Source organism: Megasphaera vaginalis (ex Srinivasan et al. 2021), assembly GCF_000478965.1.
GTDB classification, from domain to species: domain Bacteria; phylum Bacillota; class Negativicutes; order Veillonellales; family Megasphaeraceae; genus Megasphaera; species Megasphaera vaginalis.
The window spans coordinates 13,526-34,817 of sequence record NZ_AWXA01000059.1; the positions used below are offsets into that span (position 1 = coordinate 13,526).

The window sequence follows — 21,292 nt, forward strand, 5'->3', positions numbered from 1 at the left end:
GCTGTTTCTCTGTCCACATTGTGCGGAACGGTGAGAGGAGCAATATATGGAAAAGAGATTGATTTTGGTTACCGGCGGTGCACGCAGCGGTAAAAGTGATTTTGCCGAGAGACTGTTGGCCCTGTGTGACGGCACCAAAGGATATATCGCTACAGCCGTGAATGATGACGCGGAAATGGGGCGGCGGATCAAGCGGCATCAGGAACGGCGGCCGCAATCGTGGCGGACCTTCGAGGTGCCGCAGCGACTGGCGGAACGACTGCCGCAGATCCTGACCGCCGTAGATGCGGCGCTCATCGACTGCCTGACCGTTTACTTGTCGAATTGGCTGTTTTTCCATCGGTCACTGCCGGAAGATATGGCTGCAGAACGGGCACTGGCTGAAGTCGACTCTCTTTTGGCCGCTGCGGCTGCTTCCGGTAAAACCGTCATCTTCGTGACGAATGAAGTAGGCGGCGGCATCGTGCCGATGGAAAAATTGAGTCGTTTTTACCGTGACCTGTCCGGCCTGATGAATCAACGTGTCGCGGCAGCCGCCGACGCAGTCTATCTTTCCGTTGCCGGTATCACGCTGGAGATCAAGAGTCGTCAGGTTCTGTTGCCGGAGGCGGAGCGATGAAGTCATTTTTTATGGCACTTCAATTCTTGTCACGGCTTACGGTGGTGAAGCAAACAACATGGTCCGATGCCGATTTCGGCCGTTCCGTCGTTTGGTTCCCCTTGGTCGGGACGCTGCTTGGCGCCGTTCTCTGTCTGCTGTATCATGCTCTCGGTTACGTTTTTTCCGGCCTGCTCTTATCGCTCCTAGTCACGGCCGCCTGGTTCTGGCTTACCGGCGGGCTTCACGCCGACGGATATATGGATACGGCAGACGGCATTTTTTCCGGACGCAGCCGGGAACGGATGTTGGTAATCATGAAGGACAGCCGTGTCGGCGCGAACGGGGTTATAGCCTTTTTCTTTCTGGCCGCCTTTAAGCTTGTTTCCATCAATATGATTGCGCCGGCCACGCTGCCCTATGTGTTGCTCAGCGTTCCGACGGCGGCACGGTACGGCACGTTGGTCAGTATCTTTTGTTTCCCTTATGCCAGAGAGACGGGATTGGGTCGGACCTTTGCTTTGTACGGACCGTCCTATCCGCTGGTCAGAGCGCTGATTCCGGCGTTGCTTCCCATCGTTTTCGTCGGTCCCGCATACCTGCTCTACCTCGGCGGCGCCGTATTGATCTCCCTGTTGGCCAATCGGCAACTGGTTCGCCTTCTGGGCGGCACGACAGGCGATACGTACGGCGCTGTTCTGGAGTTTACGGAATTATTACTTTTGCTCGCCGCGGCAGCCTAGTTATTCCGACGGTCATAGTATATAATCAGGTATGTATGTATAACTCAAGTTTTAAGGAGGACAGCAAGGATGATAAAACTTTACCTCGCTCGTCATGGTGAAACAGACGGAAACGCGCAACAGTGGTATCAGGGTTCGACGGATATGCCGCTGAACCGTCGCGGTATCGAACAGGCGAACTGCTTGAGCGAATTTTTAAAAGATGTGCCCTTTGCAGCGGTTTACAGCAGTACGCTGTCACGGGCAAAAAAGACGGCGGAAATCGTTGCCGCGCCGCACGGTTTGCCTGTGGAAACGCATAAAGAACTGATGGAAATCAATTTTGGCCTCTGGGAAGGTCATACGTATAAAGAAATTACGGAGCAATGGCCCGGGGAGATTGAGGCGTTCTATGATTCCAACGGGACGATGCCTGCTCATGGCGGTGAATCCTTTGCTCAAGTAAAAGAACGAGCCGGCAAAAAGACGCGTGAATTGTTGGCCGGCCATCATGACGGCGATGCCGTGCTGATCGCTGCGCACGGCGCTACGATCCGTTGTATCCTCTTTGATCTGCTCGGATTGGATCTGACGCGTATTTGGTGTTTCCAACAGTATAATACGGCTTTTAACATTATCGAATATTACGGAGAAAAGAACGTGATGACGCTGATGAATTGCACGAACCACCTGGAAGGAATGACCGGTTATCAGGCACAGTGGGAGGATATGGACAGCTTGTGAGCAAACGATTGATGCGCCTCGACAAATTGCTCGGGCACAGCGGTTTCGGTACGCGGCGCGAGGTAAAGGAACTTTGCAAAGGCGGGCATGTCCGAGTGGACGGCGCTCTTTGCCGTGACAGCGCAGTCAAAGTCGACATGGCCGCCGCGGTCACTGTCGACGGCGTGCCGGCAGTATATGAAGAATTTCATTATTTTATGCTCCATAAGCCGGCCGGACTCCTTTCGGCGACGGCAGATCCGACTGCTGAGACGGTGCTCGATTTATTTCCTGCCGATTTGCGTCGGCTCGGACTTTTTCCGGTAGGCCGGCTCGACAAGGATACGACAGGGTTGCTTCTGATTACCGATGACGGACAGTGGGCACATCGGATCATTTCACCGAAGCGCGCCGTCGTTAAAACGTATGAGGCTGTCGTGTCCGGCGTAATTCCTGCCGATATTGACGATCGTTTTCACAGCGGCGTCGTTTTGGCCGACGGACTCCGTTGTCTGCCGGCACGGGCTGAGCGGAAAGGCGGGGAGACACTGCTCATTTCCGTTTGTGAAGGGAAATATCATCAGGTAAAGCGGATGTGCGCCGCTGTCGGTCTCACTGTGGAACGTTTGCACCGGTTGTCCGTCGGGGCGTTGGTGCTGGATGAATCCTTAGCGCCGGGGACATTTCGGTCCCTGCAGCAGGAAGAAAGGGAACTGCCTTTCGGCTAAACGCTGCCGGCAGTAATCGTTTGATTCGTATCTTGCCGCTTCTGCTTGTTCCGCAGGAGCGGCTATTATCATGAATTGAATGGAAAAGCTATTCAAACGACCGGTTCTGTGGTATTATGAATAATGATTTAATAATTCCAGGTGATAAATGTGATTGAAAAAAGATTGATACGATTACGTGCGTTTCTGCGAGAACGGAGCGTTAAGGGCATCTTGTTGCGAAAGCCGGAAAACCTCCGGTATTTCAGCGGTTTTACAGGCGGTGAAGGAGCTCTTGTCGTAACGGCGGATACGGCCGTTCTCTGGACGGATTCCCGGTATACGGAACAGGCTGCCGGCGAGAGCGGCGCCTGGTATGCGGTCAAAAACCATGAAGGCAGTCTTGCCGCGGCTGTGGCGGAAACGATCCGTACGGCTCATGTCGCGATTCTGGCTTATGAAACGGATTTTCTTACGCATTCGTTTTATGAAGCCGTCAACGAACTCGGCGAACTTACTTGGGAAGGCATCGATACGGCCTTGCTGCGCGCCGTAAAGGAGTCGCATGAATTAACGGCGACCCGTAAAGCCTGCACCATTGCCGACAAGGCGTTTGCCGAGCTTTTGCCGTATATCAAGGCGGGCGTAACGGAAAAGGCATTGGCTGCCGAGCTGGAAAGCCGCATGTTATTGCTCGGCTCGGAAGGGAAGTCGTTTGTGACGATCGTGGCTTCCGGCCGGCGTTCGGCATTGCCGCACGGTGCGGCAAGTCCTAAAGTCATTGAAAACGGCGATTTCGTCACTTTTGATTTCGGCGCCGTTTGGGACGGCTACCATTCGGACATGACGCGCACCGTCGTCGTCGGCAGAGCCAGCGAAGAACAGAGAGCGTTTTACGAAACCGTTTTGACGGCTCAGGAGATCGGCGTGGCTGCCGTCAGGGCAGGGGCCGTCTGCCGCGACGTCGACGCTGCCGTGCGGCAGTATTTTGAAGAACGCGGCGTAGCCGCCTATTTTACGCATTCCTTAGGACACGGGACGGGCTTGGAAGTCCATGAACAGCCTGTTTTGTCCCCGCGATCACAAGGAACGCTGGAAGAGAATATGATAGTCACGGTCGAACCGGGGCTGTACATAGAAGGTAAATACGGCGTCCGCATTGAGGACTCCGTTGTCGTAACGGCTCAAGGCTGTGAAATAGTAACGAAAACCCCAAAAAAATTGATAGAATTGGTTTAGGAGGACGAAAAGATGATTACAAGTAATGATTTCAGACCGGGTGTAACGATTGAGATTGACGGTCAAGTATGGCAGGTTGTCGAATTCCAGCATGTAAAGCCGGGTAAGGGCGCAGCCTTCGTTCGGGCCAAAATCAAAAATCTGGAAACGAGCGCCGTCGTTGAACGTACGTGGAATGCCGGCGAAAAAGTACAGGACGGCCACGTTGACCGTCGTCAGATGCAGTACCTCTATGAAAATGAAGGCATGTACTGCTTCATGGATAACGAAACGTATGAACAGATCGAATTGGATAAGGGCAGTATCGGCGATACGATCAATTTCTTAAAAGAAGAAATGACCGTTTCGGTCATGATGTTCAAAGGTAAGGTCATCGGCATCGACCTGCCGGCATCGGTCGAACTCAAGGTCGTCGAAACGGATCCCGGTGTTCGCGGCGATACGGCGACGGGCGGCAGTAAACCGGCCAAATTGGAAACGGGGTATGTCGTCAAGGTTCCGCTTTTCATCAATGAAGGGGAAGTGCTCCAGATAGACACGAGAACCGGTCAGTACATGGGCCGTGCATAACGTATAAGCAGTACCGAAAAGCGATGAGATGCTCATCGCTTTTTGTGAATGGAGAAGACTATGGAAACGACGGAAAAAAACGAATTCGGCACGATTCACATTTCGGATCGTGCTGTGGCCGTGCTGGCGACAAAGGCCGTTGCTGCCGTATCGCCGCAGGTGTCGCTTCACCGGAGTTTCGCCGAGACGGCGGCGCGCAAGATAGGCCGTCTGGGTGACGGGTACGGCGTCGACGTAAGACTGCGCGATCAGGAGATTGAGCTGACCGTCCGCATTGATGTGAAGTACGGCATGCGGGTTCCCGATTTGGCGATTCAGGTGCAGCAGGCGGTAAAGGATACGCTGGAAGAAATGACGGGGTATACCGTTACGGCTGTGCATGTGTTGGTGCAGTCGATCAGCTTCGACGGCACCGGGGAGGGACAAGATGAATGACGAACAGGCGGCTTATACGGTACGCAGTCAGGCCGTGCAAAAGGTCGTGCAAATTGCTGCAGCCAATACGGACGGCGTAATTCCGCAGAAGATCGGCGTTTCCGTCAAGGGCGGCGCCGCCGATTTAGCCGTTTCCGTCCGGATCACAGCACGGTACGGCTGTCATTTGCGGAAACTAGCGACAGCCGTTCAATGCCACGTCAAGCAGGCCGTAACGGCGATGTTGGGAACGACGGCCGGTGAAATTACCGTGACGGTGGAAAACGTAGCCGAAGGAGAACCGTAAAAGGAGAAGAGTGTGAGCAGACATGAAGCGCGCCAACGGGCGCTGGAACTTTTGTTTTCCCGTGAATTTCACGGTGAAAACGACATCCAGTACAGGGAACTGGAAATTCTGGAACGTGAAATAACCGATGAGGCCGCCGTCGAGCGGGATGTGATCGGTGCTGGCGACAGCGCAGAATATTGTGCGTATCTTTTGGACACCGTTTCCGCACATCGGGACGAGTTGGACCGGATCATCAGTACCTATGCCAAAGACTGGGACGTGAGCCAAATGAATAAGGCTGACAAAAATATCATGCGGCTGGCGCTGGCTGAGTTGCAATTTCCGAAAGAGCCTATTGCCGCCAATATCATTTTGAATGAAGCCGTCCGGTTGGCAAAGGAATACAGCGGTGTGCAGTCTTCCCGTTTCGTCAACGGCATTTTGGGGGCTTATGTGAGGCGGCAGGAGTGATGAAGGCTTTTCTCGGAATTGATACGAGCTGCTATACGACGTCGGCAGCTCTTGTCGACGCGTCTTTTGCCGTTATTGCCGATGAACGGAAGCTGCTTGCCGTCCCCGCCGGGGAACGGGGACTTTCTCAAGCGAATATGGTTTATCAGCATACGCGTAATTTGCCGCTTCTTATAGAAAATCTGATGGCCGGGGCCGAAGGTTGTGAAATACGTGCCGTAGCGGTGACAGACAAACCGCGGCGCCGTGCTGATTCCTATATGCCGGCCTTTCTTGCGGGATATGGTGCGGCTCGGACGTTGGCGGCCGCGCTGCGCCTCCCGCTGTATACGATCAGCCATCAGGAAAACCACCTGCTGGCTGTTCTGCGCGGCAAGGGGGTGATCGGCGCCGAGACGTTTTACGGTCTTCACTTGTCCGGCGGCACGACGGAGCTGCTTCGGGCGCAGCCGGATAAAGAGGGGCTCCAAATTGAACGGATCGGCGGCACGAGCGACATCAGTGTCGGTCAGTTTGTCGATCGCGTCGGCGTGGCCTTGGGACTGCCTTTTCCGGCGGGACTCCATGTCGAGGCGGCAAGTCGCCGGGCTGCAGGCACACTGCCTTTGGGACGTATCTTCTGCAGTGACGGCGCTGTCAGTTATTCCGGCCCCGAAGCGAAGGCCCAGCGGCTTATTGCGGCCGGTTTTGACGTGGCGGAGATATGCAGTTGGACATTGCGTACGGTTTGGCAAGGACTGCGGAAAATGTTGGATTGCAGTGCTGCCGCGGGAATGCAGACCTTAGTCGCCGCAGGCGGCGTCATGTCCAATTCTTATTTACAGGAAGCGTTGCGGCAGTATTGCCGGCACCGCGGCATACGACTGATTCTGAGCGAGCCGGGATTCAGTGCCGACAATGCGTCAGGCGCAGCGTTTTGGGCGGCCTGGAAGGAAGGCGGGCACGATGAATAAATATGTTTCCGTTACAGATGTCGTGCGGCGCATTAAAGACGATCTGCAGAAAGACTATCGTCTTCGCAGCGTCGCCATGGAAGGCAACATCATCGGACTGAAGCGAGCTTCCAACGGCCATTACTATATGAATATCTGCGATGACGAATGTTCACTGCGGGCTGTTTTGTTTCGCAGTCGCGCCGGCCGGTCCATGGAGACGGTCCGTGAAGGCGATCATGTCGTCGTTATCGGCACCGTCAATGTTTATGAAAAGGGCGGTACCGTTTCCTTCCTTATCGAGCGTCTGTTCTCACAAGGCGTTGGCACGCTTCAGGCCGAATATGAACGGATCAGAAAAGAGTTGGCTGACGGCGGCTATTTTGCGGCGGAGCATAAAAAAACGCTGCCGCGTTTTCCTTGGCGCGTCGGTGTTCTTACGTCGCCGACAGGGGCCGTGCTTCACGATATACGGAAAATTGCGGCCGAACGGAATCCCTATATTGAACTGGTTGTTTTTCCCATCCCCGTGCAGGGGCAGGGCGCGGCGGAAAAAGTTGCCGCCGCCGTTACGGCTGCAGGGAAGAATAGGACCTTGGATCTGCTCATTCTGGCCCGCGGCGGCGGATCCCTCGAAGATCTCTGGTGTTTTAACAGCTCTGAGGTCGTCAAGGTAATCTATCAGTCTGAAGTGCCGCTGATTTCGGCTGTCGGTCATGAAACCGATACGACTTTGGCCGACTATGCCGCCGATGTGCGGGCAGCGACGCCGACGCATGCTGCCGAAATGGCGTTTCCCGATGTTGCCGCCATGGAGCTTGATTTGGCTGCGTTGGCTGACAGGGCTTATCGGCTTTTGCAGCGGCAAATTGAGACGAGGCAGCGCAGTCTGGCACAGCAGACGGCCCGGCTACAGCCGAAACGGTATAATGAACAACTGCAGATGAAAGAAGCAGCTGTACGACACTTATTGCAGACGGCGGAACAATATTTTCGGCTGAAGCTGGTGAAGCTTTCCGGCGATCTGGGCAGACTGCAGGCTTCGCTGCAGGCCTTGGATCCGACGGGGCTGCTGCGCAAGGGATACGGACAGTTGGAACAGTCGGGGAAGCGGATTTCTTCCGTACAGCAGGTGGCGGCGCAGGAACCGTTGCTCATACGTCTGGCCGACGGCGTGATTCGAACGGAGGTAAAAGAGGTAATCATTCATGGCGAGAACAACTGATAAATTGAAAAGCTTTGAAAGCAACTACGAAAAATTGGAAGAACTGGTGGCGTCCCTGGAAAATACGGACCTGACGCTGAAAGAATCCCTCGATCTTTTTGAAAAAGCGATCAGCCTTTCGCAGACTTGTGAGAGCGCGTTGACCTATGCGAAGCAGCGGGCCGAGGCGTTGGCTGATCTGGCGTCGCCTGTTGTGTCTGTCGACGAAGAACGGGACGAGTCGGTTGAAGAAGGGACATTAGATCTATGAACTGCAAGGCGTATTTGAAGGAAAAAAAAGCCGTCATTGACGGCCGGTTGGCAACGTTGCTGCAAACCGAGGTGCCTCAATTCCGGGGATTGTATGAAGCGATGAATTACAGCCTTCTGGCAGGCGGCAAGCGGCTCCGTCCGATTCTGCTGCTGGCAGCCGTTGAAGCCTTGGGCAAGGACAGCACACCCTATTTGGATCTGGCCTGCGCACTGGAATGTATTCATTCTTATTCCCTTATTCACGATGATCTGCCGGCAATGGACGATGATGACCTTCGTCGCGGCAAGGCGACGAACCATGTCGTTTACGGCGAAGGCACGGCGATTCTCGCCGGAGACGGGCTTTTGACCTTTGCCTTTGAGTTGATGGCCAGGCAACGACACATTGACGGGGAAAAACTGACCCGCTGTATCGCTCTGTTCGCGGCGGCAGCCGGCCCGGCCGGGATGGTTGGCGGTCAGGCTTTTGATCTGGCGGCAGAGGGTCAGGCGGTGGATCTTGAAGGACTGCAGCTTCTTCATCAGATGAAAACGGGTATCATCTTCCGCGGCGCCATCGATATGGCGGCGATTCTGGCCGACGCCGATGACGCTTCCGCAAAGGCGCTGTCCCGTTATGCCGATAACATGGGGCTGACCTTTCAGATTACCGACGATATTCTCGACGTTACCGGTGAGGCGGCTGTTTTAGGTAAGCCTGTCGGCAGTGATGTCAAGAATCATAAAGCGACGTACGTGACGGTCTTTTCTCTGGAAAAGGCGCGGCAGATGGCGGCCGAAGCAGCGCGCAATGCCGATGAGGCGTTAGCCGTTTTCGGTGATGAGGCCTGGTTTTTACGGGAACTGGTGGCGTATTTGTTAACGCGCGTACAATAAAAGGAGACCAGTTTATGCAGCAGAAAGAACGACTTGACGTGCTGCTCTTCAACCGCGGTTACTTTGAAAGCCGTGAAAAGGCGAAAGCGGCTGTCATGGCAGGTATCGTCTTTGTCAAGGAGCAGCGCGTCGATAAGGCCGGTACCAAAATAGATGTAGCTGCCGAGATTACGGTGAAAGGGAAGCGGATGCCGTATGTGGGTCGCGGCGGCTTGAAACTGGAAAAGGCGATGCAAGTTTTTCCCATTGATCTCAACGGTGTGATGATGATTGATATTGGCGCTTCGACCGGAGGCTTTACGGATTGCGCCCTTCAAAACGGCGCTGCCAAAGTCATCGCCGTCGACGTCGGTTATGGCCAACTGGCGTGGAAGCTGCGGACAGACGCGCGTGTCGTCAATATGGAACGAACGAATATCCGTAACGTGACGCCTGCCGATATCGGCAGCCCGGCAGATTTCATTTCCATCGACGTCTCTTTCATTTCGCTTCTGAAGATCATGGATGCCGTCGTCCCGCTTCTGCGTACAGGCGGAGAGATGGTGACGCTGATCAAGCCCCAATTTGAAGCGGGACGGGAAAAGGTGGGAAAAGGTGGCATCGTTCGCGACAAACTCGTTCAGCGCGACGTTATCCGCCGCGTTGCCGGCGGGATCGCGGCGGCCGGCATATCACCGCTGGCCCTGACTTACTCGCCGATCAAAGGCGCCGACGGAAATATAGAATATCTCCTGTATAGTCGTAAAGACGAACAGGTGCATAATGATCTCGACGATGACACCATTGCCGCCGTCGTCGCAATGTCTCACGAAATGTAGGTGATTACTGTGCGTGTAGGGATTTTTCCGAATTTGGTCAAAAAGGAAAGCGCCGCTTTGGTACGGCAGCTGATCGGCATCTGTGAAAAGTATGACGCCGAATATTATTTGCCGGCCTATGTCGGGCAGAGTACGCAGCATGTTTATGCTTCCATTAAGCCGGAACACCTGCGTCCGCATCTGTCAATTTTTGATACTGTCGATGTCGCCATGGTTCTTGGCGGTGACGGGACCATTCTCAAGCTGGCGAAAAATTTTGCCGGCACAGGGATTCCTATTTGCGGCGTCAACCTAGGCTCTCTCGGGTTTCTTTATGAAGTGGAAGGAAAATCGCTGGAAAGCCGGTTCGCCGATATTTTAAACGGTCATTACTTCCTTGAAGAACGGTCGATGCTTCACAGTGAGCTCCATTATGATGACGGCTTGGTGCAGATACTGCCGACGGCTTTAAATGATATCGTTATCGGACATGGCAATGTCGGCAAGATGATTCGCGTCGATATGAGCATTAACGGCCGGTTTGTACATCAATATCCCGGAGATGGCCTGCTCGTATCCACGCCGACAGGCAGCACGGGGTATACTTTTTCGGCAGGCGGACCGATTGTAGCGCCGAATGTCAAGTGCCTGCTGGTTACGCCGATCTGTCCTCACCTGCTCTTAAAGGTGCCGACCGTATTGAATGAAAATGACACGATCAGTTTTTCCGTTACGAACAGCCGCAATGTCGTGTCTTTATCTATTGATGGTATAATTGATATAGACTTTATGCAGACGATGGTCCTTGAAGTTCGCAAATCCGATAAGAAACTGACGTTTATGCGGTTTAATGAAAATTATTTTTACAAGAATCTGTTTACGAAGCTGATCAGTGCCGAATAGGGGGAGTTAGTGTGAAGAATGCCGTTACGATGATGCATCTTCTGTTGGAACCGCATATTCACGCAGCGTCCGTGCTGGTCGACATGACTTGCGGCAACGGCTACGATACCCTGTTTTTAGCCGATCGTGCGGCGCCGTCTGCCAGAATATACGCCTTTGACATTCAGCAGGCGGCCATTGAAGCGACGCGGCAGCGTCTCGCTAGGAACGGTATCGCACCCAGCCGCGTGCAGCTGCGGCAAGGATCGCATGACGAGTTGTTGGCGGAATTGACGGATACGCCGGATATTATTATCTTTAACTTAGGCTATTTACCGAATGGGAATCATGCCATTCATACGGAATGCGCAACGACAGCGGCAGCCATTAAAATAGGCTTGAATAAAGTTCCGAAAAATGGGATAATTATGATAGCAACATACCCCGGTACACCGGACGGTACGGCAGAAAATCAAACTGTATATGATTTGTTATGCAGTGTCGAACAAGCCGCTTATGATGTTTCTCTGTGGCAGCCGATCAATCAGATCCATCGGCCGCCGTTGCTATATCTTGTACAGAAAAGAGGATACGCATGAAACGATTCCGTTATACAAAAATTAAAGAAATTGTCCAGTCCCGTCCCATTGAAACACAGGAGGAATTAGCCAAAGCACTGCAGGAAGAGGGGATCGAAGTTACGCAGGCCACCGTTTCCCGCGACATAAAAGAACTGATGCTGATAAAGGTGCCGACGAGTGACGGCCATTATCGGTACGCCCTCTCGCCGGAACAGAACATGCTCATGTCCAAAAATCGCATGGCCAGACTGTTTCAAGATTCCATCGTCCGGGTCGAATCCTGCATGAATCAAATCGTTATCCATACATTGCCCGGTTCGGCCGATATGATTGCGTCGGCTATTGACCATGCCAAATGGGAAAGCGTTATGGGAACCATTGCCGGCGATGACACGATTCTGGTTCTCACGAACAGTCCGGAAACGGTGCCTCGTCTGGTGAAGTTGATCGTTTCGTTGATGAAGGAATAATTGTCCTATGTTGCAGTCGCTGCATATTCATAATTTTGCTTTAATCGAAGATTTGCAGCTGACATTATCGACAGGTGTCTCTATTTTTACCGGTGAAACAGGCGCCGGTAAATCGATCTTATTGGATGCCATCGGTATGTTGGCAGGAAAACGCGCTTCAGCATCCTTTGTCCGTCACGGGGCAGAGGCTTTTCTCGTTGAAGGCGCGTTCTTTTTTGCTTCCTGTAATACGGCGCTGACCGATTTTCTGGCAGTTCATCATATTGAATGCGAAGACGGCGAACTGATTATTTCCCGCCAATTTCACCGCAACGGTCGCGGCTCCGTGCTGATTAACGGGACTCTCGTTCCCTTGACGACGGTGCGGCAGATCGGCAGTTACCTGCTCGATATTCATGGTCAATTCGATAATCAGCTGATTTTTGATCCCTCTTATCACGTGCGGATTCTGGACTCTCTTACGACGGCGTTGCAGGCGGAACGGCGGCGGTATGACGGCTTGTATCGAAAATGGCGTGATGCGGTGCGGGAGGCCGACGAATTGCGCAAGAACGATCGTGAAAAGATGCGTCTCCTCAGCGTGTTGAATTTTCAAATCAGGGAAATAGAAGACAGTCAGCTGAAAAGGGGAGAAGATGAAGCGTTAGAAGAGACGATTCGCAAAGCTGCTCATGCCGAGCATATAACGGAAAATCTGCGTTCCGCCCTTTATCTGCTGGAAGGAAGCGACAGGCAAAAGGGTTTGGTAGAAGGTATCGGAGACTTACAACGCAGTCTTGCCAAGGCTTCAGCGTATGACGAGTTTTTTACGGAAACGGCAGACAAGGCGGAAAGTCTTGCGTATGAGTTTGAAGAATTGCAAGACCGGTTGATGCGTTACGCGTCTTCCTTCGATTTCGACGCGGCGGCTCTCGATAAGATGCAGTCGCGTTTGGCGGCAATTGAAAAGCTGAAACGGAAATACGGTTCTACGATTGAAGAAATAGAAGCGTTCCTGAAACAGGCCAAAGAAGAAAAGGACAGACTGGAAAATGCAGAAAATCGTCTTGCCGAAATGGAACGCCACATCGCTGCGGCCGAGAAGGAACTGCGCAGTTGCGCCGCTCTGTTGCAGAAGCTGCGGTCGGCGGCGGCGCGGCTGTTCAGCGAACAGATGCAAAAGACCTTGATGCGCCTTGGCATGCCGAAAGCGGTCATTTCTTTTCAAGTGGAAGAAATGACGGAGATCACTCCGATCGGTGCGGCTGCTGTCGAATTGTATTTTTCGGCGAATGCAGGGGAAGCTGTGCAGCCATTGGCCAAGATCGCGTCGGGGGGAGAGGTGTCGCGCATCGCGTTAGCCCTGAAAACGGCGATGCATGCGAAACAGGACGGCAAAACCGTGATCTTTGACGAAATTGATGTCGGCATCAGCGGGCAGACGGGACTGCAGGTCGCCGCGCATATCCGACAACTGCGCGGCGACGGGCAGGTACTTTGTATTACTCATTTGCCCCAGACGGCAGCGATTGCCGATCATCATTATTTTCTCTATAAGGCGGAAAAGAACGGCCGTACCGTAACGCAGGTAAAGGAGCTGAGTGAAGCGGAACATACTGCGGAGATCGCCCGCATGTTTGCCGGTGATCATGTAAACGAAGCCGGCATTGAAGCGGCGCGTCAGATCATTGCACAAGTGCGCGATAAAAGCTGATCCCCTGGTCGGGGAATAGCGGCGGGTTATCTTGACGGAGGAGATTAATGGGTATATCATTTAAAGATACTATTTATTAATATGAGGAAAGCAAAGGAGCGGTAGCTATGTTGAAGGTACTGGTAAACGGTGCTGACGGCCGTATGGGCAGCCAAGTCGTCAAAGCCGTTCACGAAGATACAGAATTGGAGATTGTCGGCGGCGTCAGCATTACTCATATCGGCGAAGATATCGGTGAGCTTGCCGGCGTCGGCAAGCTGGGCATGGTCGTGCGCGAAGGGCTGGGGGTGGCCCTGGATGAACTGAAGCCCGATGTTGTCGTGGACTTTACGATTCCTGCCGCTGTTTTTGAAAATGCGAAGGTCTGTATCGAACATCACGTTAATATCGTTATCGGTACGACAGGACTGACGGCCGCGCAGCGCGATGAGTTGGGCGTTCTGGCTGTCAAAAACGGCACGTCGGTCTTCATTGCGCCGAATTTTTCCATCGGCGCCGTTTTGATGATGAAAGTTGCCGCTGAGATCGCGCCGTATTTGCCGGATGCGGAGATCATCGAGCTTCATCACAATAATAAGCTTGATGCGCCGTCCGGTACGGCAATCATGACAGCCAATACGATTCAGCAGGCGATTGCCGCCGCCGAAACCGAGAAATCACCCGATAGGACCCGCGAAAGTCTCGAGGGAGCGCGCGGTGCAAAGGTTGACGGCATTCCTATTCACAGTGTGCGGCTGCCCGGTTATGTTGCCCACCAGGAGGTACTTTTCGGCGGGTACGGTGAATATCTGACGATTCGCCATGATTCTGTCGATAGGAAGTCTTTTATGCCCGGTGTCATTCTGTCCGTTAAGAAAGTTTCTTCCCGTCCGGGGCTGACCTTTGGTTTGGAATATTACTTATAATTCTGTTTTGGAGGAATGTGTGATGAACAAGAAACCGACAGTTGCTATTTTAGGCGCTACTGGTGCCGTAGGGCAAGAATTTATCCGTCTGATTGAAGAACGCAGGTTTCCATACGGCCAATTGAAACTGTTGGCTTCGTTTCGTTCTGCCGGCAAGAAAATGACCGTTGGCGGTACGGAATATACGATCGAAGAAGCCAGACCGGAATCTTTTGAAGGTGTCGATATCGGTTTGTTCGCCGGCGGTTCGGTGAGTAAGGAATTGGCGCCGGAAGCGGTTAAGCGCGGTTGCGTCGTCATCGATAATTCCAGTGCTTTTCGCATGGATCCCGATGTACCTCTCGTCGTTCCGGAAGTCAATCCTGAGGACATTTCCTGGCATAAGGGCATCATTGCCAATCCGAACTGTTCGACGATCATCATGCTCATGGCTTTGAAGCCGATTCATGACCTTTCCCATATTAAGGATATCGTTGTCAGTACTTATCAGGCCGTATCCGGCGCCGGCAAGGAAGGCATAGACGAGCTTCGCGAAGAAACGGAAGCCTATTTGAAAGGGGAAGAAATGGTAGCGAGGATTTTGCCGTCCAAGAGTCTGCCGAAACATTATCCCATTGCGTTCAACGTTATTCCCCATATTGATAAATTTATGGAAAACGGTTATTCCAAAGAAGAAATGAAAATGGTTAATGAAACACATAAGATTTTCCACGACGACACGATTGCCGTTGCGCCTACAACGGTACGCGTTCCCGTTTTCCGCAGTCATTCCGAGGCGATTCGCGTTGAAACGGAGCGTGAACTGGATATCGAGGCCGTACGCAAAGCCATTGAGTCATTCCCGGGGGCCCGCGTTCAGGATGATCCGGCGGAAATGGCGTATCCCATGCCTCTCTATACGTCGGAAAAGTATGACGTATATGTCGGCCGTATCCGTAAGGATTTATATAATCCGAAAGCCATCAATCTCTGGGTCACGGGAGACCAGATCCGTAAGGGCGCGGCGCTGAATGCCTTGCAGATTGCGGAATATATGATTGCTCATGGCATGGTTTAAAGAAAGAGGAGTGATACTATGTTAACCTTCGGTAATGTTATAACTGCTATGATCACACCTTTCCACGACGACGGGTCCGTCAATTATGAAGGTGCCGTGGATTTGGCGAAACATTATGTACGTCATGGTTCTGACGGCATTCTCATTGCCGGTACGACAGGTGAAGGCGCGACGATGACTGTCGCGGAAAAACTCAGACTGTTCCGCGATATTTCGGCCGCTGTCGGCGATGAAGTGCTGGTGATGGGGAATGTAGGCTCCAATGACACGGCGGCAACCGTTGCGTTTGCCAAAGAGGCGGAAAAGACCGGTGTTGACTGTCTTCTGGTCATCGTTCCGTATTATAACAAACCGAATCAGGACGGTTGTTATGCCCATTTTGCCGCCGTTGCCAAAGCAACGGACAAACCGATCATTATTTATAACGTACCCGGTCGTACGGGCGGTAAGATTTTGCCGGAAACCGTTGTCCGCTTGGCTCATGATTTCCCGAATATCATCGGGGTCAAGGAAGCCAGCGGTGATTTGGATGCGGCGACGATTATCGCCAGAGATACGGCTGATAACTTCAACGTTTACAGCGGTGACGATTCGTTGACGTTGCCGATTCTCTCTGTCGGCGGTACAGGGGTTATCAGTGTGGCTTCCCATATTATCGGGCCGCAAATGAATGAAATGATTCGGGCTTATAAAGCCGGCGATATCGGCAAAGCCGCCGCTATGCACCAAAAATATTTAGCTGTCATGACCGGGATTTTCTGTACTGTCAACCCGACGCCGATCAAAACCTGCTGTCGTATGCTCGGCTTGCCGGCAGGGCCCTTCCGGCTGCCTATGGTCGATGCCAGTCCGGAAGTAGCCTCGTTCTTGAAAAAGATGATGGAAGATGCGGAAATCTTATAATTTTCGGTGCGTGTTACGGCTTTTGTTTATCATCGTTAACATGCCGCAGACATTGTCTGCGGCATGTTTGCGTATAGTCCCGTTTATGGAGAGAACTGATTTTGTGATATAATTAATCATAAACAGTCAATGAGGTGATAAGCATGAAAGCTATTATAGACGGAATGTTAGTACTGCCGGATGAAATCCTCGCCGGTTACGTACTTCTTTATGAGGATGACCGGATAACGGATATTGTGCCGAGGAAGGGTATCCGCCTCGGCAGATGTACAGAAATCGTCGATGCCGACGGAAACTTCGTCGTTCCGGGATTTATAAACGAGCATATTCACGGCTGCGGCGGGGCCGATGTGATGGATGTCGATGCTGCGGCGTTGGCAACGATGCAGCGGCTCCTTCCCCGTACCGGTGTTACCTCTTTTTTGCCGACGACGATGACTGCCGGCAGAGAGGAGATTGAAAAGGCGCTAATACGCATCCGCGAGGCTAAAGAAAATACAGGCGCGCGTATCTTGGGCGCCCATTTGGAAGGACCGTTTATCAATGCCGAATACAAAGGGGCTCAGGCGGCCGAAGCAATTGAAACGGCCGACTTTTCCTGGCTGTATCCCTATAAGGATGTGATCAAAATCATTACCGTCGCACCGGAAACCTTACCGGATCAGCAATTCCTGCAAGCCTGTGATGCTGCCGGTATTATCGTTTCCGTAGGACACAGCGCAGCAACGTATGAAGACGTGACGGCAGTGATGGAAGGGCGGCGAATGTATCACGTGACGCATGTATATAATGCCATGACAGGGCTGCATCAACGCCGCCCCGGTATCGTCGGCGCCGCGCTCGTTTCCGAAAAGGCCCATTGTGAAATTATCTGTGACAACCTTCATGTTCACCCGGCGGCGCAGAAGATTGCCTATCGGCTGAAGGGCAAGGACAAGCTGATCCTCATTACCGATTCGCTGCGAGCTTGTTTGACTGCTGACAGTATATCGGAGCTCGGCGGACAGACCGTTTATGTCAAGGACGGCGCGGCGCGGCTGGAAGACGGGACTTTGGCCGGCAGTATTGCCGCGATGAATGAAGTTGTCTATAACGCCGCCGTCAACATGGGGACGTCCCTTCCTGAGGCTGTAGCCATGGCTTCGCTGACGCCTGCCAGAGACCTCGGCGTCGATCAGTTCCTGGGTTCTCTGGAAAAAGGGAAACAAGCCGATATGGTTGTTCTTGATAAAGAGGATTTTCACGTCAAGACGACACTGATTGCCGGAGAAATCGCATATAGCGAACCATAACGAAGAGTCCGTCGCTGCTGTCTTTTGCAGCGACGGACTCTTCGTTATGGGTTCCCTTATTTTCGTCTTCTGTTATCGCGCCCTTTGTGAAGCGTTTTGTGCGCTTTTTTCTTTGTCGGCTGGTAGGTGCTGGCCGGTCGGTTGTCGATATAGACTTTCTTTTTTTTCGGAGCCTGCGGCGCCGCTTTTACTTTGATTTGGCCTGAAGCCGTATACTTCGTGATCGTCGATTGGATGTTGTGTTCAATACGGCGTACCCAGGTTTCATCGGCACCTGTAGCGAACATGACGGATACGCCATGACTGCCGGCCCGGCCGGTGCGGCCGATGCGGTGAATGTAATAATCGACATCGCGCGGCACGTCATAATTGAACACATGGGTGATTCCTTCAATGTCGATGCCGCGGGCAGCAATATCCGTGGCAACGAGGATCTGTGTCCTGGCTCTGGCGAAATCCCGCAGTACCTGTGTGCGGCGTCCCTGAGAGAGGTCGCCGTGCAGTTCGCCGATGTTGAATCCTTTGGCGATCAATTGACCGGCCAAGATCGAAGCGCGTTCTTTGGTGTTGCAAAATACGATGGCCAGATACGGATTCCATTCGGTGAGCATCGTGCAGAGGCGTTCCAACTTGTGCTCTTCACTGATCATATAAATTCGTTGCTCAATCGTTTCCAACGTAACCGTGTCACCTTCGCGTATGTTCAGTACGAGCGGATTGGTCATATGTTTTTTCGCCAAGCCGCGGATCTTGTCCGGAATCGTAGCCGAGAAGAAGAGCAGCTGGCGTCGTTTCGGCGTCATGGAGATCAGCATGTCTACTTCTTCCAGAAAACCGGCTTGAAGCATCTGGTCAGCTTCGTCGACGATGACGTGGCCGACGCCGCTGAGATCGAGGGCGTTGCGGCGGCAGTGGTCGAGCAGACGGCCCGGCGTGCCGATGATCACCTGCGGATGGCGTTGTAACTTTTGCAGTTGGTTTTCGATCGTCTTACCGCCGATCAGATCCAGTATATCCAGATCCAGTTCTGCCGCAACGGCAGCGGCGACGGCGGCAATTTGCTTTGCCAGTTCCCGCGTCGGCGCAATGATCAGAACCTGTTCCATGGCGATATTCTTGCGGACCTGCTGCAGAACGGGTAAGGCAAAGGCATACGTTTTGCCTGTGCCGGTTTGAGCCTGTACCAGGACATCGCGTCCTTGGAAGATGGCCGGAATCGATTGCAATTGGACCGCCGTCGGCGTTTTGATACCTTGTGTATATAAGTGTTGGCAGATTGCGGCGGATATGCCGAGATTTTCAAATGTTTTTGCCATAATGCTGGGAACCTCTCTTTCAGAATTTCTCTATTATACCAGAAATGAAGCCGTTCGTATACAGCAAAGAGACGAGTGCCGCCTGTTCCGTAAGGAAAGGAATATTTCTACACGATTGCACCGGCAGCGGGCAGATAACGAAATAATGGAAGGCGGCGCGGCGACAACGGATGGCGGCTTTCAGAAATGATTACGAATGGTCCAGCCAGCCGAATTTGCGACAGGCATGGAAAATGCCGCCGGCGTCGTTGGCGTCGGTAACGTAGTCGGCCAGCGCCTTCAGTTGTGGTCTGGCGTTGCCCATGGCAATGCGGAAGAAGGGCGGTGTGAACATACTGATGTCATTCAGGCCGTCGCCGAAAACGACGATGTCTTCCGGTGCCGCATGGAGCAGTGCGGCCATGCGGCGTATGCCCCTTCCTTTATCCATCGGTTCGACGAGGCAGGTGCCATCCAGGTAAGGCATGTGCGGCAGCCGGTACGTTTTTGCTTCCGGCACGGCAGGACTGTCGCAGGCATAAATAATCTTGTAAATGCACGTCAACGAAGAGATGGCAATAGGCGTGACAATGGTTTTGAAATAATTTTTCTGGCCCAGGCGGGTAAATTCCGAAAACGGCGTATAACGGACGGCTTTATTTTCCGTAACGACGCACCAGGGAATACGGTGTTTATCCAGCGCCCTTAAGAAAGCTTTGCAGGCATTTAAGGGTAAGCCGTCCATTGCGCAGATTGATCCGTCGACTGTAAGGCTGTTGCCGCCGTCGGCAACAAAGGACGTAATACCGCAGGTGTCGGCAAACTCACGGGCATTTATCTGCAACCGTCCCGTTGCCAAGGCGACAACATGTCCCTGACGTTTCAACTGGCGCAGGCAATATCGGGTGTCGGCGGGGACGACGGTGGAAATATTGAGTCCCAAAGTATGATCAATATCGAAAAAGAAAAATTTTTTATTCATCATCCGCAACCTTTCCGCTTTTCTTCTTATCATATACCGTTTTGGCGTTTGCCGATAGGTGTCGTCGTGATTTATTGCTGTCATTCATATGGGAAATTTGGTATACTTAATGATTATAAGGAAGCGGAGGTACACCGTATGAACTGGTGTCGCGATATTTTTCGTCAAGCGTTGTTCATGAGCTTTTTCATTATCCCGATCCCGATCGGGTCCTATACAATTCACAGCGGATCCAGTGCCGTCGTTGCCTTGGTCTCTTTTTGTTGTCTGTCGCTGGCTGTGCCGACAGCTTACTTAGGGACGGAAGAGGCGCGCTTCGGGTTCTCTTCACGACGCATAAAACGCCGGTGGTATGTCGCCTTATGGCTTTTGTTCGGCGGCTTTTTCACCGGCTTCACCTTGTCTTGCAGTACCGTATGGCAGCAGTTGGCTTTTTGGGATTGGCCGACAGTGGCCCGTGATCTGGTTTTTATCGTTGTCATGTATTTCGGCGTAGCCTTGCTGTTAGTCGGAGCCTATGGCCTCAGCCGCTTCGGACAGGAGGACCAACGATGGCGGAAATGATGAAAAGGGAAGGGGAGAAAATAATACGTCTCTGGTTGTGGATCTTGCCGCTTCCGTTCGGCGCCTTTGCATCTGATCGACATTTCTTCGTCTTCCTTTCTCCCGTACTCCTGGCGGTGTCTTCGCTGATTTTGCCCTGTGTCTTGCGGCGGCGGCAGATGCGGCACCGCCAAATATCTTTTTATGCGCCCATTCCTTGTCTGTTGTATGGCGGTATCGTTGCCCTGGCCGTCGGTACGGGGCTATTGGGAGGATTGCAGGGCAACGGTCTTTGGTCATCTTATTATTACCGCACGTTGCTGTACAGTTGTTGGATGCTTGCCGTTACGGCAGGGCAGCAGCTGCTGGCGGACGCCTTTGCCTGCTGGTCGGCAAGACGGCGTACGGCCTGGTATTCCGAATTTCTTGACCCCGTTCTCTATGCCGTGCCTCTTCCCTGCGCTTTGTGGGGGATGGTGCTTTTTCCGAGACTGGATGAGACCTTGCTCACCGGGGACGGCGTGCTGGGTATGACGGCGTTCTTTCTCGGCGGCATGCTGCTTTTGACCATTGTCATTGTCGCCGTATTCGCCTTTTATTTCTATCCTGCTAAGACGCGTGTTCCCTTACTGCGTAATCGTCTGCTCCGGCTCCTTCGCGTCGTTCTTATGGTCGGTATCTGGTTTTTCCTGCAGTCTCTTTTTTTTAGTCCATACACGTCGCTGGGGACATTCTTTTACGGTTTTATGGCTGCCGGTAAAAACAATCTCGGCGTTTTCGCGGCTCCGGCGATTCTCGAATGTTTGCTCATGTGGGCGGCCATTGCGATAGGGAATTTGCTTCTGCTTCTGGAAAGAAATTAATCAGAGCTTAT

General features: G+C 52.8%; 26 protein-coding genes. 24 read left to right on the forward strand and 2 right to left on the reverse strand.

The window, feature by feature from the left end; translation table 11 throughout:
- Window positions 1–46: 46 nt before the first annotated feature.
- The 22 genes from cobU to nagA all read left to right on the forward strand — a co-directional run bounded on the left by cobU (window position 47) and on the right by nagA (window position 17,598).
- The gene (gene cobU, locus HMPREF1250_RS10025; RefSeq protein ID WP_023054548.1) at window positions 47–619 is read left to right on the forward strand and encodes a bifunctional adenosylcobinamide kinase/adenosylcobinamide-phosphate guanylyltransferase; all 573 of its coding nucleotides are present in this window, start codon (window positions 47–49) and stop codon (window positions 617–619) included.
- Window positions 616–1,341 carry an adenosylcobinamide-GDP ribazoletransferase gene (cobS, locus tag HMPREF1250_RS10030; protein WP_023054568.1) on the forward strand — a complete coding sequence of 242 codons (726 nt, stop codon included), beginning with the start codon at window positions 616–618 and terminating at the stop codon, window positions 1,339–1,341. Before cobU ends, cobS begins: the two co-directional genes overlap by 4 nt.
- A 69-nt stretch (window positions 1,342–1,410) precedes the next feature.
- Window positions 1,411–2,064, forward strand: a complete 654-nt coding sequence (cobC, locus tag HMPREF1250_RS10035) for an alpha-ribazole phosphatase (protein WP_023054546.1) — start codon at window positions 1,411–1,413, stop codon at window positions 2,062–2,064.
- The gene (locus HMPREF1250_RS10040; RefSeq protein WP_023054556.1) at window positions 2,061–2,771 is read left to right on the forward strand and encodes a pseudouridine synthase; all 711 of its coding nucleotides are present in this window, start codon (window positions 2,061–2,063) and stop codon (window positions 2,769–2,771) included. Before cobC ends, HMPREF1250_RS10040 begins: the two co-directional genes overlap by 4 nt.
- Window positions 2,772–2,921: 150 nt before the next feature.
- Window positions 2,922–3,989 (forward strand): M24 family metallopeptidase, encoded by a 1,068-nt coding sequence (locus tag HMPREF1250_RS10045; protein ID WP_023054582.1) that lies wholly within the window; start codon window positions 2,922–2,924, stop codon window positions 3,987–3,989.
- A gap of 12 nt (window positions 3,990–4,001) precedes the next feature.
- Window positions 4,002–4,559: an elongation factor P gene (efp, locus tag HMPREF1250_RS10050; protein WP_023054559.1), complete on the forward strand. Its 558-nt coding sequence runs from the start codon at window positions 4,002–4,004 to the stop codon at window positions 4,557–4,559.
- Window positions 4,560–4,619: 60 nt separating this feature from the next.
- Window positions 4,620–4,994, forward strand: a complete 375-nt coding sequence (locus HMPREF1250_RS10055; RefSeq protein ID WP_023054564.1) for an Asp23/Gls24 family envelope stress response protein — start codon at window positions 4,620–4,622, stop codon at window positions 4,992–4,994.
- Entirely contained in the window at window positions 4,987–5,280 is a 294-nt protein-coding gene (locus HMPREF1250_RS10060) for an Asp23/Gls24 family envelope stress response protein (protein WP_023054587.1), read from the forward strand. Before HMPREF1250_RS10055 ends, HMPREF1250_RS10060 begins: the two co-directional genes overlap by 8 nt.
- Before the next feature lie 12 nt (window positions 5,281–5,292).
- Entirely contained in the window at window positions 5,293–5,733 is a 441-nt protein-coding gene (nusB, locus tag HMPREF1250_RS10065; protein ID WP_023054551.1) for a transcription antitermination factor NusB, read from the forward strand.
- Entirely contained in the window at window positions 5,733–6,686 is a 954-nt protein-coding gene (locus tag HMPREF1250_RS10070) for a peptidase (RefSeq protein ID WP_036243306.1), read from the forward strand. Before nusB ends, HMPREF1250_RS10070 begins: the two co-directional genes overlap by 1 nt.
- Window positions 6,679–7,890 carry an exodeoxyribonuclease VII large subunit gene (xseA, locus tag HMPREF1250_RS10075; protein WP_023054576.1) on the forward strand — a complete coding sequence of 404 codons (1,212 nt, stop codon included), beginning with the start codon at window positions 6,679–6,681 and terminating at the stop codon, window positions 7,888–7,890. Before HMPREF1250_RS10070 ends, xseA begins: the two co-directional genes overlap by 8 nt.
- On the forward strand, window positions 7,874–8,140 hold the full coding sequence (gene xseB, locus HMPREF1250_RS10080) for an exodeoxyribonuclease VII small subunit (protein ID WP_023054554.1): 267 nt from the start codon (window positions 7,874–7,876) through the stop codon (window positions 8,138–8,140). Before xseA ends, xseB begins: the two co-directional genes overlap by 17 nt.
- Window positions 8,137–9,018: a polyprenyl synthetase family protein gene (locus HMPREF1250_RS10085; RefSeq protein WP_023054567.1), complete on the forward strand. Its 882-nt coding sequence runs from the start codon at window positions 8,137–8,139 to the stop codon at window positions 9,016–9,018. Before xseB ends, HMPREF1250_RS10085 begins: the two co-directional genes overlap by 4 nt.
- A 14-nt stretch (window positions 9,019–9,032) precedes the next feature.
- The gene (locus HMPREF1250_RS10090; RefSeq protein ID WP_023054549.1) at window positions 9,033–9,836 is read left to right on the forward strand and encodes a TlyA family RNA methyltransferase; all 804 of its coding nucleotides are present in this window, start codon (window positions 9,033–9,035) and stop codon (window positions 9,834–9,836) included.
- 9 nt (window positions 9,837–9,845) lie between these two features.
- Complete coding sequence (locus HMPREF1250_RS10095) at window positions 9,846–10,718, forward strand: NAD(+)/NADH kinase (protein WP_023054585.1); 873 nt, start codon at window positions 9,846–9,848, stop codon at window positions 10,716–10,718.
- Between the two features lie 11 nt (window positions 10,719–10,729).
- The gene (locus HMPREF1250_RS10100; protein ID WP_023054574.1) at window positions 10,730–11,296 is read left to right on the forward strand and encodes a tRNA (mnm(5)s(2)U34)-methyltransferase; all 567 of its coding nucleotides are present in this window, start codon (window positions 10,730–10,732) and stop codon (window positions 11,294–11,296) included.
- A complete protein-coding gene (argR, locus tag HMPREF1250_RS10105; RefSeq protein WP_023054575.1) occupies window positions 11,293–11,748 on the forward strand; it encodes an arginine repressor in 456 nt (151 codons plus the stop codon). Before HMPREF1250_RS10100 ends, argR begins: the two co-directional genes overlap by 4 nt.
- A 7-nt stretch (window positions 11,749–11,755) precedes the next feature.
- Entirely contained in the window at window positions 11,756–13,441 is a 1,686-nt protein-coding gene (gene recN, locus HMPREF1250_RS10110; protein ID WP_023054583.1) for a DNA repair protein RecN, read from the forward strand.
- Window positions 13,442–13,548: 107 nt separating this feature from the next.
- A complete protein-coding gene (dapB, locus tag HMPREF1250_RS10115) occupies window positions 13,549–14,346 on the forward strand; it encodes a 4-hydroxy-tetrahydrodipicolinate reductase (RefSeq protein ID WP_023054572.1) in 798 nt (265 codons plus the stop codon).
- 22 nt (window positions 14,347–14,368) lie between these two features.
- Window positions 14,369–15,403 carry an aspartate-semialdehyde dehydrogenase gene (locus HMPREF1250_RS10120; protein WP_023054569.1) on the forward strand — a complete coding sequence of 345 codons (1,035 nt, stop codon included), beginning with the start codon at window positions 14,369–14,371 and terminating at the stop codon, window positions 15,401–15,403.
- An 18-nt stretch (window positions 15,404–15,421) separates the two neighbouring features.
- Window positions 15,422–16,306, forward strand: a complete 885-nt coding sequence (dapA, locus tag HMPREF1250_RS10125) for a 4-hydroxy-tetrahydrodipicolinate synthase (RefSeq protein WP_023054562.1) — start codon at window positions 15,422–15,424, stop codon at window positions 16,304–16,306.
- 143 nt (window positions 16,307–16,449) lie between these two features.
- Complete coding sequence (gene nagA / locus HMPREF1250_RS10130) at window positions 16,450–17,598, forward strand: N-acetylglucosamine-6-phosphate deacetylase (protein WP_023054573.1); 1,149 nt, start codon at window positions 16,450–16,452, stop codon at window positions 17,596–17,598.
- Between the two features lie 56 nt (window positions 17,599–17,654).
- Here the strand turns inward: nagA and HMPREF1250_RS10135 are convergent, their stop codons facing one another.
- Both HMPREF1250_RS10135 and HMPREF1250_RS10145 read right to left on the reverse strand, forming a co-directional pair.
- Window positions 17,655–18,914: a DEAD/DEAH box helicase gene (locus tag HMPREF1250_RS10135; RefSeq protein ID WP_023054584.1), complete on the reverse strand. Its 1,260-nt coding sequence runs from the start codon at window positions 18,912–18,914 to the stop codon at window positions 17,655–17,657.
- A 190-nt stretch (window positions 18,915–19,104) separates the two neighbouring features.
- Complete coding sequence (locus tag HMPREF1250_RS10145; protein ID WP_023054558.1) at window positions 19,105–19,878, reverse strand: HAD family hydrolase; 774 nt, start codon at window positions 19,876–19,878, stop codon at window positions 19,105–19,107.
- Between the two features lie 135 nt (window positions 19,879–20,013).
- Between HMPREF1250_RS10145 and HMPREF1250_RS10150 the strand changes: the two genes are divergently transcribed.
- Both HMPREF1250_RS10150 and HMPREF1250_RS10155 read left to right on the forward strand, forming a co-directional pair.
- Window positions 20,014–20,439, forward strand: coding sequence for a hypothetical protein (locus tag HMPREF1250_RS10150; RefSeq protein WP_036243321.1), 426 nt, complete (start codon window positions 20,014–20,016; stop codon window positions 20,437–20,439).
- On the forward strand, window positions 20,427–21,281 hold the full coding sequence (locus HMPREF1250_RS10155; RefSeq protein WP_023054547.1) for a hypothetical protein: 855 nt from the start codon (window positions 20,427–20,429) through the stop codon (window positions 21,279–21,281). The genes HMPREF1250_RS10150 and HMPREF1250_RS10155 overlap by 13 nt, the downstream gene beginning before the upstream one ends.
- The last annotated feature ends 11 nt before the right edge of the window (window positions 21,282–21,292 follow it).